The 16613-nt window shown below is 45.2% G+C and carries 8 protein-coding genes; all 8 read right to left on the bottom strand.

Annotated features, from left to right (window positions below; translation table 11 throughout):
- Positions 1-813: 813 nt before the first annotated feature.
- Positions 814-3420 (bottom strand): xylan 1,4-beta-xylosidase, encoded by a 2607-nt coding sequence (gene xyl3A / locus AAAT87_RS02425; RefSeq protein ID WP_349225519.1) that lies wholly within the window; start codon positions 3418-3420, stop codon positions 814-816.
- A 50-nt stretch (positions 3421-3470) separates the two neighbouring features.
- Positions 3471-4961: a family 43 glycosylhydrolase gene (locus AAAT87_RS02420; protein ID WP_349225518.1), complete on the bottom strand. Its 1491-nt coding sequence runs from the start codon at positions 4959-4961 to the stop codon at positions 3471-3473.
- 20 nt (positions 4962-4981) lie between these two features.
- On the bottom strand, positions 4982-5545 hold the full coding sequence (locus AAAT87_RS02415; protein WP_296973387.1) for an acetylxylan esterase: 564 nt from the start codon (positions 5543-5545) through the stop codon (positions 4982-4984).
- 171 nt (positions 5546-5716) lie between these two features.
- Positions 5717-7042: a family 43 glycosylhydrolase gene (locus AAAT87_RS02410; protein WP_349225516.1), complete on the bottom strand. Its 1326-nt coding sequence runs from the start codon at positions 7040-7042 to the stop codon at positions 5717-5719.
- Positions 7043-7161: 119 nt separating this feature from the next.
- Positions 7162-8955 carry a RagB/SusD family nutrient uptake outer membrane protein gene (locus tag AAAT87_RS02405; RefSeq protein ID WP_295023725.1) on the bottom strand — a complete coding sequence of 598 codons (1794 nt, stop codon included), beginning with the start codon at positions 8953-8955 and terminating at the stop codon, positions 7162-7164.
- A 19-nt stretch (positions 8956-8974) separates the two neighbouring features.
- Positions 8975-12007 (bottom strand): SusC/RagA family TonB-linked outer membrane protein, encoded by a 3033-nt coding sequence (locus AAAT87_RS02400; protein ID WP_349225515.1) that lies wholly within the window; start codon positions 12005-12007, stop codon positions 8975-8977.
- A gap of 332 nt (positions 12008-12339) precedes the next feature.
- Positions 12340-14244 (bottom strand): sialate O-acetylesterase, encoded by a 1905-nt coding sequence (locus AAAT87_RS02395; protein WP_428848533.1) that lies wholly within the window; start codon positions 14242-14244, stop codon positions 12340-12342.
- Between the two features lie 180 nt (positions 14245-14424).
- Positions 14425-16608, bottom strand: coding sequence for an endo-1,4-beta-xylanase (locus AAAT87_RS02390; RefSeq protein WP_349225514.1), 2184 nt, complete (start codon positions 16606-16608; stop codon positions 14425-14427).
- Between the last annotated feature and the right edge of the window lie 5 nt (positions 16609-16613).

Here is a 16613-nt window from a genome sequence, read left to right as displayed (position 1 = left end):
GGTTAAATCTCCAAACTTTTTGGGAGTTTTTCATCTTTTATAGACGCCGATCGCTTACGTGAAAAAAATTTTTTAGCGAAAAAAGTCTCATAGTCTCATTTTTGTTTGAAAAATATGGTTTAAGCACTTGTTATATAAAGATTTAGCAACAATGAGACTTTTCTGTTTTAGCGCCGAGAAGTCTCATTGATGTATCATAGAAGTATCATTGACTGCACTTTTAGCTAATGCGTCTACTATTTCAGTTTTATGAAATTGATAGTGTCTACCTTTCTAGTTTATAAAGTAAAAAAGCATCTACTGAAATCAGGAAAAGTCAGTTCATCAGATGGTCCCTTTATGCCCTTCGGTTGGTCTTTCTGTGCCCGTTACACGGGCATCCGTAGCCCACCAAGTGGGCATCAGCAGCCCCTGTGCTGGGCAACCACTGCCCATAAAGCGGGCAACGAGTGCCCAAACATCGGACTCATTTTTGGGCAATATTTTTTTGATTCTTTGCGATATTTAAAACGTTTAAACTGGATTTTCGCATGCTTTGTATTATCTTTAATGATACTTCTATGATTTTTAATGATACTTCTATGATACTTCTTTCTACTTTTTGCTAGAAGTCTCATTAGTTATAAATATCTTTATATCAACAATATAACGTGATATTTGCGGCTAAAAATGAGACTATGAGACTTTTTTCTTAAAAAAATATATACGTGTGTGTAAAGAAGGATTAAGATTACAGAAAGAGGGTGTGTCAAAAGTCCAAGATACACCCTCTTTTCATATTTACTCAGCTCCTTGATGATTTTCTCAAGTTACTTAATATTCAATAGAAACATCCAGTTTCTTCAAATCCTTACCAGCCGAACTGCTGCCGTAATAAACCTCATACTTTCCTGCCTTGGCACGCACGGTATTGGTGGCAGCATCGAAGAGTTCGAAGTTCTTGCTATCCAGCGTAATGACAGCCTCAGCAGTCTTTCCTGCCTTCACCTCCACTCTCTCGAAAGCCTTCAAGCTCTTCAATGGTCCTTCGGTATCGGCAGGATTCTTCACATACACCTGCACAATCTCGGTCCCATCCTTCTTTCCAACATTACTTACCGGTACCTTCAGCGTAATCTTTTCACCCTTCTTCAAGATAGAGTTGGAAAGTGTAGCATCACCTATACGGAAAGAAGTGTAGCTTAAACCATATCCGAATGGGAAGAGCGCATCGTTCATATAACGATAGGTTCTGCCCTTCATGCTGTAATCCTTGAAATCAGGCAACTGCTCTGAATTCTTATAGAACGTAATAGGCAACTTGCCGGCAGGATTGTACTCTCCGAAGAGTACACGAGCCACTGCCTCACCACCTTCCTGACCAGGATACCAGGCTTGGAGAATAGCATCGCAACTCTCTGTCTCTGGAGTCAAGGCGATAGCCGAACCCGAACAGTTGACAAAGACAACCTTTTTGCCCGCCTCCTTCAAAGCCTTCAGGAAATTGCGCTGAACCTTTGGCAATTCTATGTTGGTGCGGTCACCACCCTTGAAGCCAGGAATCTCGATAGGCATTTCCTCACCTTCCAACTGTGGAGAGATGCCACCTACGAAGACTACAGTCTCGCAATCCTTCAACTGCTTGAGCGAAGCCTGATAGTCGATAGGATTCTCATGACCGATATTGATCTTCATATTGGCATTATAATTTGGCATTTCCGCATAGCGTATTTCTATCTGATACTCCTTGCCTTTCACGCCCTCAAACTCGATGCGGGATTCTGCAGTACGCCAATCGCTCTTCTCTGACTTTTTCTCACCATTCAGATAAACCTCATAATGACCGCAGGCAGCCACATCGAGCAATACCTTGGCGTTCTGCTTAGGACGGAATACGGTTTCATACTTGGCAGAAAAGCCCGTCAACTTCACATTAGGTGCAAACGAATGCTGACCATAGGTAGTTACCTGCACAGGATTCTTTTCCTGGGTGATGGTAACAGGCTTACCGTTCATTTCACGATTGTTCCAGAAAGTGCCCTTAAAGCCCATCTTGCCATCCATGCTACACTGGTCGAAGTAAGAATCCAAAGTCTGGTCGTTCACCAGGTCGCACCCTTTAAAGGTGACGACCTGGTTTTTCTTCAAACGACTCTTGATACCATCCAGGATGGTAATTGTCTGTCGTGGAGTACCATTATAGTTTCCCCACATCATCGGTTCGTTATCCACATTTGGTCCGATGAAAGCAATCTTCTTTACCTTTTTATCGAGAGGCAATACCTCATTATTGTTTTGGAGCAGCGTCATGGTCTGCAGAGCCATATCGAGCGAGAGCTGGCGATGCGCCTTGCTGCAAAGCACAGACACAGGAATCTTCGACCATGATACTATCTTGTTGTCATCCATCTCACCCAAGTCGAAACGACCTTCGAGCAGACGAATCACATGCTTATCAACTTCTTCTTCAGTCAGGGCACCATACTTCACAGCCTCAGGCACCGATTTATATACATAATTAAATCCACATTCTACATCGGTTCCTGCCAATACACCCTTAGCTGCTGCATTTCTGGCATTGCTCGAAACCTTATGATTCTCCCAGAAATCAGTAACAGCACCACAGTCGGAAACTACCAGGTACTTGAATCCCCACTCATCCCTGAGAATCTGCTGCAAAAGGCGGGTGTTGCCGCAGCATGGTTCATCATCCCAACGCTGATAGGCACACATCACCTCACGCACCTTGGCATCCTGCACCAGTGATTTGAAGGCAGGCATATAAGTTTCCCAAAGGTCGCGCGGTGTAACATCGGTAATATTGTCTGTATGGCGAGCCCATTCTGGTCCGCTATGAATTGCATAGTGCTTGGCACAAGCCCAGAGTTTGCGGTATTTCGTATCTTCAGGTCCCTGCAATCCGCGCACCACGGCACATCCCATCCTACTGGTAAGATAAGGATCCTCACCATAGGTTTCCTGTCCACGTCCCCAGCGAGGATCACGGAAGATATTCACGTTTGGAGTCCAGACCGAAAGGGCATGGAAACGGGTTACATCTCCTCCCTTCTGCTGCAGTTCATTCCATTTGGCACGCATCTCATCAGATGTTGCATCAAAGACTCTATACACCATTCCGTCGTTAAACGAAGCTGCCATTCCGATAGGTTCTGGAAAAACGGTTACATCTCCCATGTTCGCCACACCATGCAGTGCCTCGCTCCACCACTGGAATCTCTTGATTCCCAATCGTGGGATAGCCGGCGAATCATCCAGCATCAGAGAAGCTTTCTCTTCCAAAGTGAGACGACCACACAAATCTACCGCTCTCTCATGAGCCGAGAGGGCTGGATTCTGATAAGGAAACTGCTGAGCTGAGGCATTGCCGGAAGACATAGTTACCACAAACATCAAAGCTGCGTATATAACATTCTTGTTCATTGTAATTACTATTAAGCTATTAGTATATTAAATTGGGATTCATCATGAATTTATTGTTGTCTGAAATTCCATTTAGAATTATCGCTGTTGAAATCGAAAGGAGCCAGACCTGGGGTACAGTCGCCGAGTGAAACCAATGCCAGTTTCTTTTCTGTGCCTGGCACAGCCTTCGGCATGATGCGATAGGTGCCATCGGTAAGCTGCTCGATGCGCCAAAGCTGGGCATCTTCACCCGTAAACTCAGGTTTGGCAATGACATCATGCTGAGCGGTTGCAGTAAGATAGCGGGTAGTGCCTTCTATGCAGATCTTATAATAAGGACCACCCAGATAACCACCCTTTCCGGCAGGCATGATACTCCACTTCTGATGAGGACGGAACATGTAATCGTTCATTCTTACCTTTACTTCTCCCTTAGGCCATTCTGCCTCTACCTCCTTCAATGTCTGAGGTTCAATATTTTTCAGAGGCTTGGTCGGCTTGATCCAGAAAGGTTCGATATCCCGCTGCATTCTCACGAAATCTACGGCAATCTCCAGGGCATAGCCTCTTCGTTCCGATTCTATCTCGTAGGTTCCGGTATGAAATTCATCACCAGCCACAGGCCAGTCGTTCTTCCACAATAAAGGACGGATAGCCAACACGCTTCGTCCTCCCTGTCTGAAATCAGACTCATAGTGGAACGACATCTTTTCCACACCTTCTTCCTCAATATAGCGTCCGAAGTGACCGGGACCCGTCTTCAGATTATTGGCAGCAATCACCATCTTTCCACCGCCCTGCAACATCTCTCTGCCCACATTATCTACGTATGGACCGGTTATCTTTCGCGAACGTCCCACCACGATATTGTAGGTAGAATTAGGACCATCGCAACAGGTGCCATGAGTGCCGAGAAGATAATACCAGCCATTGCGGTAAATCAAATCAGTAGCTTCGCAGTCGATGGCGATATTGACGGGTTCGTTGCCTTCCATCCGCTTACCCGTCTTCGGATCAAGTTCTACCAAACGGATAAATCCGAAATAGGTACCATAGCTGAGCCAGAGTCTGCCGGTAGTAGGATCGAGCAACAAGCCCGCATCAATGGCATCACAGTCTTCATCATCCAAGGATGAGGCTACCACAACTGGTTCAGTATATTTGAAATCAGGCGATTTCGGATCGAGCGTTTTGTTCCACATCGTCAGGACATCACCGCGATGACTGCCTCCCAATCCACCACCCGTAGCACTGTAGGCTACAAGATAACGGTCGCCAATCTTCAACACATCAGGAGCCGCTCCTCTGCCGGGACGAACAGCACCACCCTGCCAGGTCCAGCCATCCTCCGACCAGATTCCACCTTCACCCGTTCCAAAGGTATAATACTTTCCATCACACAGGGCAATGGTAGAAGGATCATGAATGAAAGGTTCGCCAACCTGGGCTTCTGCCTCGTAAGCAGATGAAGACAACAAGGCAACCAAAGCAGCGGCATAAAGTTTCTGCTGAACAGCAACCGGGCTAAAATATCTGAAAAATATATTGTTCTGTTTCATAACATTCTTTATTGATTGCACTACTTCACTTGAATAGACAGGTTTCTGACTGGCTTGCCTTGTCCGTCGATGATTCGGACACAGAAGTCGCTCATGCCAGGACCATTGATGACCGCACCACGAAGGATATTTCTACCTTTCTTCAAGGTAAGCTTCTTAGAAACCACATCATCGCGAACCATCCTTCGGTCGCCTTCGAGCATCACCGCCTCCTCACCATTGAGCCACCACATGGAAGCACCATTCGAGCCAACAGACAAGCGGACGTCTTTCATCTCCTCAGGGCAATCGATAACGGTAACCGCCCAGAACAAGACACCATACTTGGGCTTCTTAAACGAAGTAGCGAAACGGAAGAGCTTCACATTAAACAGTTTACTATCCAGCGCATGCCATTTCAGTTTTTCCTTGCCCACCTTCACAACGGCTCCATCCTTAGGAACAGTTTCCATCTGTTTAGGGAAATACTGCGTATGGAATATCTCCTTCAGATAAGAATCAGTAAAAACGACATTGCTCTTGACCGGCACAGAGATTGGCTCCAAGAGCAACCATCTCTGAATAAAGCCAGCCGCATTAGGCATAACAGTCTGTTTGCCGACTGGTCCGAAATAAGGATTGATGTCTGCAGGTAAATTCCTATTTTGGGCATCCGCAGAGGAATGCCCAAAAAGGAATACACATAAACAAAACAATCTAACTATTTTATAGAAAAAGTTGTACATAGACTATTCATTATTATTGAGGTTCGATAATCAGATAAAGCCCAGCCAGTCAACCTCTACATCGGCTCCACTCTGCAAGGATACATGGAGAGCATGAACGCCCTGAGGAGCATGGAGCACCTGGGCACGGACATTCTTCCAGGCTGCCGACTTCGGAATCTTCACCTTAGCGATGATATTACCCTTCTTGCCATCGGCTCTGACTACGAGCACACCGCCCTTAACCGACTTGGCACGAACGGTGATTTCTTCCACCTTCTCGTTACCGAAATCCACCTTATTATATATAAGAGCAGTATTCGATTTAGAGAAGAGAGTCTTCCAGCCGGCAAAACAATTGTTTTTATCCAGATATTCAATACCAATACCCTTACCTTGCAGCGCAGAATAACGGTCAATCTGAATATGCGAACGTGCCTTCGTCAATCCCACACCTCTTAGTGTAGGTATCACCTTCTGTATCGTTCCGTCAGGATTGAAGTTCAGAGAGTCGATTCGCACCGAGCGGTTCTTGTCGAATTTAGGCGAATAATCATTATGATGATAGAAGAGATACCACTGTCCCTGATATTCTACGATGCTATGATGATTGGTCCAGCACTTCGTAGGCGACTCATCCATGATGATGCCCTTGAATGTGAAAGGTCCCATCGGATGGTCAGCCATGGCATAAGCCAGCGTTTCGGTTCCATCCTTTTCACGTACCCAAGGGAAGGTGAAATAATATTTGCCGTTACGCTCGAAGGCAAATGGTCCTTCCTTGAATCCCTCAGGCAACCCCTCTACCTGTTTGGGTTCCGAGGCAAGTTCCGTCATGTTTGGTTTCAGCTTAGCCATGTGCAAACCAGCTCCCGCCCAGTAGATATAAGCCTGTCCGTCCTTATCTATCAACACACAAGGGTCTATACCATGAACCCCCTCTATGGGTTTCCACATCGGCATAAATGGTCCTTCCGGATGGTCGGCAACCGCCACACCTATTCCGAACCCCTTCTCCTCCCCCTTGGGAGCAGCAGGGAAATAGAAGTAATATTTCCCGTCTTTCTCCACACAATCTGGAGCCCACATCGTATAACTGCCGTCTTGTACCCAAGGTACTTTGTCCTGCGAAACGATGACTCCATGATCCTGCCACTCGGTAAGATTGGAAGAAGAGAAAACGTGATAATCTGCCATGCAGAACCATTCCTTCAGTTTCTCGATAGGACTCGGAATGTCATGAGAAGGATAAAGATATACCTTCCCGTTGAATACGCGAGCCGTAGGATCAGCAGAATACTGTCCGCTGATAATCGGGTTTTGGGCTGATGCTCCTACCGCCATTGTCATCAACATTGCACACATCCATGTTTTCATACGCAAATTCCCTTAAAGAAGAAAAAAGGGGGTGCTTCTTTTCAAAACACCCCCTAATTATCAAACTAACCTATAGTTCTTTTAACTTAAAACGTTTTATTTACAAAACAACTTCATGATTACCAACCAGGGTTCTGCTCCAGGTTAGGATTCTTATCCAACACGGTCTGTGGATAAGGGAAGAACTCATGCTTGCCCTCCTTGAAACCTACCTTGAAATTAGTCTCAGGAGTGTTGGTCGTATAGAAACGGCTGTTTGCTTCTGATCCATGCTCCCAAAATATATTCTGGTCGTCTGCCTTTGGAGCTCTGAAAACCTTATCAAACAAATGTGGCACGACTGTACCAGCCTTAGTCAAACGATCAATGGCCTTTGTATCATTCCATCGCATGATATCGAACCAACGACAGCCTTCAAGCCAAAGTTCATATGACTTTTCTTTCTTCAACACATCCATATCAACAGTTTCACTGATTGTCTTGGAACCAGCACGTTTCTGAATCATATTGATATATTTCTTAGCTTCAGCCTGATCGCCTGTCTGAAGACAAGCCTCTGCATAATTGAGCAAAACCTCAGCGTAACGCATTACAAGATAATTATTCAAGCGAATGTTATCACCATATTTCTTGCCTTCAGTATCAGAAGCTCTCATTATTTGCTTGAATGCCAACCAGGTAGAGTTGCCGTAGAGTCCCTGAAGAGGGTCATTGATGCCAATCTTGTCACTGGTTTTCTTCTGCTCGTCAGTCATATTATCGATTTCATCCTTGCCGTAAGACATATGATAAACCGCATCATCAATATGCTTTAAAGTAGCCTTCAAGCGGTAAGAGTCACCATCATTTTTATAGAACTCGTCACCAAACCACTGAGGCACGCCAAGGCCACCCCAGCCATCAACGCCGCCACAATAAACCTTGTTAGGAGAAGCAACAAAGTGATCAGCACGCCAATCCCAATAGTTGGTCTCCATCCAGCTAGAACGCTGAATCATACCACTCCAATCGGTCTTACCTGCATTATACTCGAAGTTGACTTCAAATACCTTCTCCTCGTTGGCATCACCCTCGATATGGAAGTTGTCGGCATATTGCTCACCAGGAACAAGATCATACTTGCCCGAGTCTATAACCTTTTTAAGAGCAGTTTTAGCCTTATCATACTGACCGGCAAACAAATAAGCCTTTCCGGCAAGAGCATATGCAAAGCCCTTGGTTACCTTCACAGCTCCATCCTTGTCATCCTTACTTTTACGCTCATCCAAATCGTTGGCAGCATTCTCACATTCCTGCGCAATCCACTCTATCAACTGTTGGTGATTCATAGGATTCTCAGGATCCTTATCACAATTAAAAGGCTGTGCAGAAGCATCCAGAACATGAGTTACCAATGGTGGAGTACCCCAAAGATTAGCCAACAGGAAATAATCATAAGCACGAAGCACACGAGCCTCTGCAGCGCAACGTTTCTGCACAGCGGTAGTAGCATCGGCAAAGTGATCGAGTACAAGGTTACAGGTATATACAGAGAGATAGAGACCTGTGTACATAAACTTTGGCACCTCAGCCTCAGCATCATAATAGAACTGATTGAGCATGATACCAAACGTATTATCACCAGAGTTGGCACCTGCTGCCAACACATCGTCTCCACACTCATTGACTATCAGTTTCAATGGAGTATAAATACCTGGGCCACCACCATCGTGGTTACGTCCCATCACATTACACATAAAGCCTTCGTATGCAGCAACGAGGGCTGCCTCTGCATCAGCATCGGTCTTATAGAAGTTCTCGGTAGGTATTACACCCTTCTGCTCAATGTCTAGCTGATCCTCACAAGACGTAGTGAGCGTCATTGTTCCTGTGGCAGCAAGAGCCAATATTGTTGAAAATAATATTTTCTTCATTGTTTTTGAATATTAAAGGTTAGAATGTTACATTGATACCAAATACCACCTTCTTGGAAGTTGGATAAGTACCATTATCGAAACCACGAGAAGCACCACTGTTCATGGAAGCAGTCTCAGGGTCGGCACCAGGATAGTTGGTGATGGTGAAGAAATCATCCAGTGAGCAATATACACGAAGATTGCTGATACCTGCCACGCTAGTGATAGCCTTTGGCAATGTATAGCCCAACTGAATCTGCTTGATCTTGAAATACGAGCCACTGAACACAGCTGCATCAGAACTGAAGAACTTCCAGTCGGTAGCAACCTTTTTCATATCAGGATATTTAGCATTGGTACGGTCTGCTCTCCAAGAATCCTTCCAGTAGGTATCAATTCCATTGATCAACGGACGGTCTGCAGAAACCATCAAGTTGTAAATCTTGTTGCCAGCAGCGCCTGTTCCAAATACGGTGAGGTCAAAGCCCTTATATTCTGCATTAAGAGTAATACCATAAGTAAACTTAGGAATAGCTGAGCCCAAATCCTGCTTATCTTCATCGGTTGGAGCTGAAGTTGTTTCGCCATTCTTATTATAATAGAGAGCACTACCATCTTCGGCTACACCTGCATACTTGTAACCACGGAAATACCATACCTGATGGCCAGCCTCGAATGTAGGCTTAAGCTGGTTATTGAATCCATCAATACCTATTTCGGTCAAACGGCTTATAAGGTTAGAAACCTCCTTCACCTCATTCTTCAGAGTTGAACCATTTACGGTCACACTATACTTGAAGTCCTTGATGTTGTCTCTCCAACCCAACTCGAAATCAAGACCAGAGTTAAGTACCTTACCTGTATTAACAACACTCTTGTTTACACCAATCTCTGGAAGAGGAGTAATCTGAATCAAGAGGTCTTTGGTAGTCTTGCGATACCAGTCAACACCCAAGGTAAGACGGTCGTTAAGGAAACGAGCATCAAGACCTAAGTCCACCTGCTCAGATGTCTCCCACGTCAAGTCAGGATTGGCAAGACCAGTTGGCTTGGAACCATAGGCAAGCTTACCATCACCGATAGATGGATTATACTGATAGAAGCTCTGGTTGAGTGCAATAGGAGAAGAATATGGATAACCGCTCAGGATATTGACGTTACCATTGCGACCCCATGATGCACGGAGCTTCAGGAAGGAAACGGCATCACGGTCGATATGATCCTTGAAGAACTTCTCATTGCTGATAGACCATCCCGCAGAGAAAGATGGGAAGTTACCCCAACGAGCCTTCTTGGAAAGCTTCGATGTATCGAAGGCATCACGACGGAAGTTGAGCTGCAGGAAGTAACGGTTGTCATAGCTATAGCTCAAACGTCCGAAGTAAGATAACTCTGTTGCATCTGAAGGAGCGTTACCTACACTCTTGGCTGCATCAGCCAACAAGTAGTCGATGTAACGGAAGTTTGGCTCATAATATGAGAGTATGTTACCTCCTGTAGAACTGATGGAACTATTGTCCCAATGATTCTTGGTAAACGACATACCTGCCATCGCACCCACTGTATGCTTGCCGAATGTATTCATATAGTTGGCAAAGTTCTCCCACTGATAGTACAAACCATTATTGGTATTCGCTGCAATGGTATAGTTTTCACTATGTGCCATAGATGATAACCAATATGGAGTCTCGTAGTTATGATAGTTACTCTGAGTGATACGATAACCTAAGCGAGAAGTAAATGTAAAGCCCTTGAATGGCTTGATATTGGCAGCAACGGTACCACGTACATTGATACCAGAATTCCATGTGTCATGACGGTCGCGCTGATAGAGAGGGTTACCAGTAGCATCATCTACATATTTAGAAGTACCATAGAAGTCATTGTTATGGCTTGGATCTCTAGGAACTGCGCCACCGGCTTCTACCTGTGCCTTCATGCCAGGAGCCAAATCCTCCACATTACTGATATATGCTGGAGTCAAAGGATCGATAGAAACCACAGAGTTCAGCAATGAACCATAACCCTTGGTCACGCCCTTGGTCTTCCACTTTTCGAAAGATGTATTAGTAGTCACGTTCAACCACTTATAGATATCATAGTCGGCATTGATCTGACCAGTGAAACGCTTATAAGTATCCTTGCTACCTTTAACGATACCATCATTGTTCAAGATATTCAAGCTAGCGAGGAAACGTCCCTTACCGTTACTTGCCTGCAAGGTGAGACTATGCTGGTGAGCCAAGGAATTCTCAAACACCTCGTCATACCAGTTGGTATTCTGTCCATTATAACCGTTTTTCTGGAGCAAGGCATCATCAATATCGCCCAAATACTTGTGATACTCGATATACTCAGGAGCATCAAAGATATCAGCCTTCTTTCCCAACGACTGGATGGTGAACTTGCTGCTATAGGAAATCTGTGCCTTACCGCCATTGGCAGCACCCGTCTTGGTTGTGATGATAACGACACCATTACCCGCCTGCGCACCATAGATGGCAGCAGAAGCGGCATCCTTCAACACCTCCATGCTTTCAATCATAGATGGATCCAGATACTGGATGTTATCCACCTTCAGACCATCGACAATGAGCAACGGACCGATATTACCACTATTAGAAGAATAACCACGGATACGGATATCGGCAGCCTCACCCGGACCACCCGAATTAATAATCTGTACACCGGCTGCCTTACCCTGGAGGGCAGCACCGGCATCGGTAGCTGACAAGCCCTTGATATCATCGCTCTTGATAGATGCAACTGCACCTGTCAGGTCGCTCTTCTTCTGAACGCCATAACCGATGACAACGACATCATTCAGAACTTTAGAATCATCCTTCAAGGTAATGGTAAGCATTTTACCAGCCTGAGCTTTCACGGTCTTAGGCTCCATACCCACATAGGTAATCGTTAATGTTGCATCAGGTGCAGCATCAATGCTAAACTTACCATCCAAATCAGTAATCACACCCAGCTTGCTGCCTGCAGCTTTCACTGTAGCACCAATGATAGGTTCACCACTTGGATCTGTAACTACTCCTTTTACTATACTCTGAGCCGACATCCCAGCTGGGAATAAACAGAGAAAGGATAGCAACGCTAACGGCTTTTCAATCTTTCTTAAGTTCCTCATAAGAAAATAGATTAAATTATTTATTTTATTTTATCAGTTTATGATTGTGTACGTGTTCAGTAAAAACATTCTTTTGCAAAGCACGCTGCAAAATTAAGATTTATTTCGTGAAATGACTTTCTTTTATGTTACAATTACTTTGCGAAACATAATAAAAAAACAAAAAGAAACATAAGATATTAGAAATATAACAAAAAGAAATCCCGAAGCTATCAGGCAGTTTCGGGATTTCTTTTATATTATCCTATTGATTTCCAGTCTTGTTACTTGAACAGATGTGGCACAAATTCCTTCAGGCAGCGGCGCCAGGTAAGCCACTCATGATGAGTACCTGGTGAAACATAGACATCAAGCTTGATGCCCAGGTCCTTCAATTCCTTCGCCATCTTCTCCGTGCCGAAGTTCTCTTCTGAACCGCAGCCCATGAACATATAGTTTATCTGACTGTTGAACTTCTCTGCATCGGCAAAGACGCCGTTGAAGCAGGTCTTGACATCCACACCGAAAAGTGCACCGCTGAAGGTTCCCAGGGCAGAGAACTTATCCAAGTTCGGCAACACGGTGTTGAAAGTCTGGCAACCGCCCCACGACAAACCAGCCATCGCACGATGCTCTCTGTCGGTATAGGTTCGGAACTTTTTATCTACCATCGGAATCAGATCCTTGATAATCACATCGTAGAAAGATGCGCCATAGAGCTTGCGCTCCTCATCCACATCCTTGCCCGGACGTGGCACGAAAGGCTGCTTTACATCGCCGCTCTCCATCACCACAATCATAGGCTCAGCCTTGCCTTCGGCAATGAGGTTGTCCATGATGTGCTGCATATAGCCCTGATGGCTCCAGCCCGTCTCATCCTCGCCCATTCCGTGCTGCAGATAGAGCACTGGATAGCGCTTGCTCAGATTGGTTTCATATTCTGCAGGCGTATAAACCATGGCTCTGCGGAACTTGCCCTGAGATGCAGCATAGTAAGATACCGAACGAACCTGACCCTGTGCTACTCCCTGCTGAGGACGATAGTAGTTGCCTTCGGCTCCCTCAGGAACCTCCAGCCCACTCGCCTCTCGGCAGCAGCCGAAATAAGTTTCGCTGGCAGGATCTACTACCTGTACACCATCCACATTCAGGAAATAATAGTGGAAGCCTACTACCAATGGGTCTGAAACACCATACCAGTCGCCGTCCAAATCCTTCTTCATAGGATACTTCTTTCCGCAGATGTCGAAGATAACCTGCTTTGCTTCCGGTGCGTGGAGCTTGACATAGGCACGATGGTCTTTGTCCACACGCGGATAGTTGGCATCCGGAATGATGCCGAGCAGCGAGAGCATCATATTGGCATAGCGCTTACCCATGGTGCGATAGCTTTCGGCAATGAAATGCAATCCATCGCCACGCTGCGGACATCCCTTGGAAGAGATGACGTGGGCAGTAGGGATAGTCTTGGCGATATCATCCACAATGGCGATATGCTGCCAGCAGCTGCCGCCCTGGTCTTTCTGAACAGTTTCTCCCACGAGCAAAGGTACATCTTCTGCCTTCAGGTGCAACTCTTTCAGAATATCGTTATACACGGTCTTCACCCGGTTAGGCCAGTTGGCATCACCATTGTTGGTTTCTCCCTGATGCAGCAGGATACCCTTGATGACACCCTGCTTCTGAGCTATCTTGGCAAGCTCGATGAGTCGGGCGTATGGATTGCCGTTATACTGCGATGCGAAGTTCTTCATCCAGTCGGGCTGCTTCTTCAGATACGCCTTATAGGTACGCTTGTCGAAAAGGTCGATGCTGGCACCGCCCACAGCCACGGTGATGGTTCCCACCTTGATGCTGTCTGGCAGGTTATCCACCATCTTTCTTCCGAAATAATCTACAGGAGTGAGGCCAGTGTCTGGTCGTGCCTGAGGAGGGACAGCGGTATGCCACTGTCCCTTTTTCCATCCTGCCTTCTCATCATCCACGGCATACATAGCCACGAATCTTGGATTTACTCCTGTCCGGTCGATGTCTTCAATGGCGGCATTGCCCTCCATATTCGACTGTCCGAAACAGAGATAAATCTGAAAATTCGGATCGGGGCTTACATTGCCCCCATTACTTGCCTGTGTCCCCATAGGAAGGCACAGATTCATGAAAAGAGATGCGATAATTATTAAACGTCTCATTTGTTATATGTTAAATATCAATTATAAAGATGCTTTTGGATAAAAAAAATTGGTCATGTCATCACGACACGACCAACCTTAACGACTAACATCATTTCGGTTAATCCTTGTATATGATAAAACCTAAACTAATGTCTTTTCAATTTATTCTATATTTGATACTAATATCTGGCAATATCTTTACTTGGCATCGTTCCAATATTCAGGAGCACCAAGACCTGCTGCAAAGCCACCATAGGTGTGCTTGCGATAATAATCCAAATCCCAGAGGCCTACTGGCAAACCAGCACGCCAACCACTATTGGCTGGACTGTCAGTAGCACACCACTGGCAGATACCCCACTGCTGATTCTCAGGAACAATCTCAAGATACTTCTTGACGATAAACTCGTAGTAAGCACGCATTGCCTTGTGCTGTTCCTCGGTCATATCAGTAGTATTTACAAGGTTGCCGTTCTTATCCTCCAAGCCCATATCCAACTCAGAGATACGAACCAACTTATGTGAATCAACCATCAGGCGGAGCATGTTCTCGTAAGCTTCCTCATTTTTCTTCTGCTTATCAGGATCCATACTGTAAGTAATGTGCATCTGACTGCCGATACCATCAATCTTGGTAACGTCGTCCTTCTCCCACTCCTCAATCCAATGAATCAGACTCTTGAGCTTCTTGTTCTGGTCGTAAGCAGTTTCGAGGTTATAATCATTGATGAAGAGTTTCAACTCCTCAGACTTTCCACCAGCATCAGCAAAGCCCTTGCGAGCTGCAGCTACAGCAGTGCGAACATACTCAATGTCACCCAGGTAATCCTGCCAGTAGAAATTGTTCTTGGCATCATCTGGAGTAACTGTACCACGTGTGGCAGACTGGAGATCGTAGAAACCATCGCCATCCTTATCTTCACCAGAGATAGCCTCGTTTACAACATCCCAAGCCTTCACCTTGCCCTCGGTAGCTTCCATCATGCCGTAAATCCAATCCTGCAAAACAGGAGTAAGTGCTTCCTTCTTTTCTTCAGGAGTCAAAGGTTTAGTATTGGATTTTTTGACCTGACAAACCTTAACAGAATGTACATCCAAAGTAGCATCTGCTGTCTGTGGTTTCAAGATAATATCATAATCACCTCCAACAATATTAGGCATCGGAAGTTTTACGGTTTGACGACCAGCAGAAACAGGTACACTTACAGTAATAGCCTGGGCACTGCCACCCCAACCATTCTGCATAGTCAATTCTACTCCACTAGCATCCTTGGAAGAAGTTATATCCAAATAAACCACATAATTACCCTCCTCAGAAAGCTTATTTTCGCCACCTGACATAACAAAGAACTGAGACCAATCTCCTGTTGGAACAAAATGGATAGCACCATTCACAACAGGTGGTTCGCATCCCATAGCAAAGAATGGGAAAGGTCCATCAGTATAGGTTCGCTCATGAACTTCATTTTCTATTTCTACAGCAGCTGCACCAGCAACATTACCTATTTTATATGAAATCTCTACCCAAGGCACTTTTGTCCAATGCGAAATATCATCTTCATCAAAGGTAGAGTTGACTGCAATATTATGGTCAGAACCCTTTTCCTTCAATACAAAATTATCAAAATAGAGAGTACCGCCAATCTTTCCGAAGCAGAAACGCATACGATCGATATCCGCATTCGGCGTAAAAGAGAAGCTATTATCAACAGCACTTTCAGCTACAGTAAATGAACCTGCTCCATATTGTGTAGCAGAACCATCTTTCTTACCAGGCCAGAAATCAATCGTTCCAGGATTAGTTCCCCTTACATTAAGTGAAATCTCGTAAGTTTTACCAGCTTTAAGAGGCTCATCCAAATCATAGTAGATTTCATAATCCCAGGTATTGGCCTTAGGATCGCCACTTGTAATGATAAGACCAGGATTATCCCCAGCAGGAGGTAACTCCTTATCTGCAATCAGTCGCTTCAGATACTTGTTAGGCTGCTGAGCATGCCAAGCCAAGGTATGGCCATAAACAGAAAGGCCTGCATCGGTAGCATTCTTAACATATTCACTTACTTTATCAAAATTCATGCTACCATCATCAGCAACACAAGAAGACATCTTCATGGCGTTGCCGGCTACAGTCTCGTTAAAGTTGCTGTTGGTCAAAGCATACACCAGTTCCTTCTTGTTATATTCATCTACAGCAGTTCCGATTCCGAGGTGGAAGTTTGGACGGTCCTTGATGTATTCCTTCAAGGCATCATATTGCTCCAGATAACCATACTGCGCTTCCTTTCCAGGACGTACGGTCTCGAAATTCTGGTCGAAGTGGTCTGCACAAGAGGCCAAAAGCATGGCCCCGAGTGCAGATACTAATATTTGTTTATTCATAACTT

It is taken from the genome of Segatella sinensis, from assembly GCF_040095255.1.
Classification (GTDB): Bacteria; Bacteroidota; Bacteroidia; order Bacteroidales; family Bacteroidaceae; genus Prevotella; species Prevotella sinensis.
Note: the sequence above shows the minus strand (reverse complement) of the source record. Positions and strands in the feature narration are given on the sequence as shown.

What these genes read in the sequence shown, in the direction of transcription:
- AAAT87_RS02395 (WP_428848533.1), bottom strand. Translation starts at nt 14,244, where the DNA reads ATGAGACGTTTAATAATTATCGCATCTCTTTTCATGAATCTGTGCCTT.
- xyl3A (WP_349225519.1), bottom strand. Translation starts at nt 3,420, where the DNA reads ATGAACAAGAATGTTATATACGCAGCTTTGATGTTTGTGGTAACTATG.
- AAAT87_RS02415 (WP_296973387.1), bottom strand. Translation starts at nt 5,545, where the DNA reads ATGCCTAATGCGGCTGGCTTTATTCAGAGATGGTTGCTCTTGGAGCCA.
- AAAT87_RS02405 (WP_295023725.1), bottom strand. Translation starts at nt 8,955, where the DNA reads ATGAAGAAAATATTATTTTCAACAATATTGGCTCTTGCTGCCACAGGA.
- AAAT87_RS02400 (WP_349225515.1), bottom strand. Translation starts at nt 12,007, where the DNA reads ATGTCGGCTCAGAGTATAGTAAAAGGAGTAGTTACAGATCCAAGTGGT.
- AAAT87_RS02390 (WP_349225514.1), bottom strand. Translation starts at nt 16,608, where the DNA reads ATGAATAAACAAATATTAGTATCTGCACTCGGGGCCATGCTTTTGGCC.
- AAAT87_RS02410 (WP_349225516.1), bottom strand. Translation starts at nt 7,042, where the DNA reads ATGAAAACATGGATGTGTGCAATGTTGATGACAATGGCGGTAGGAGCA.
- AAAT87_RS02420 (WP_349225518.1), bottom strand. Translation starts at nt 4,961, where the DNA reads ATGAAACAGAACAATATATTTTTCAGATATTTTAGCCCGGTTGCTGTT.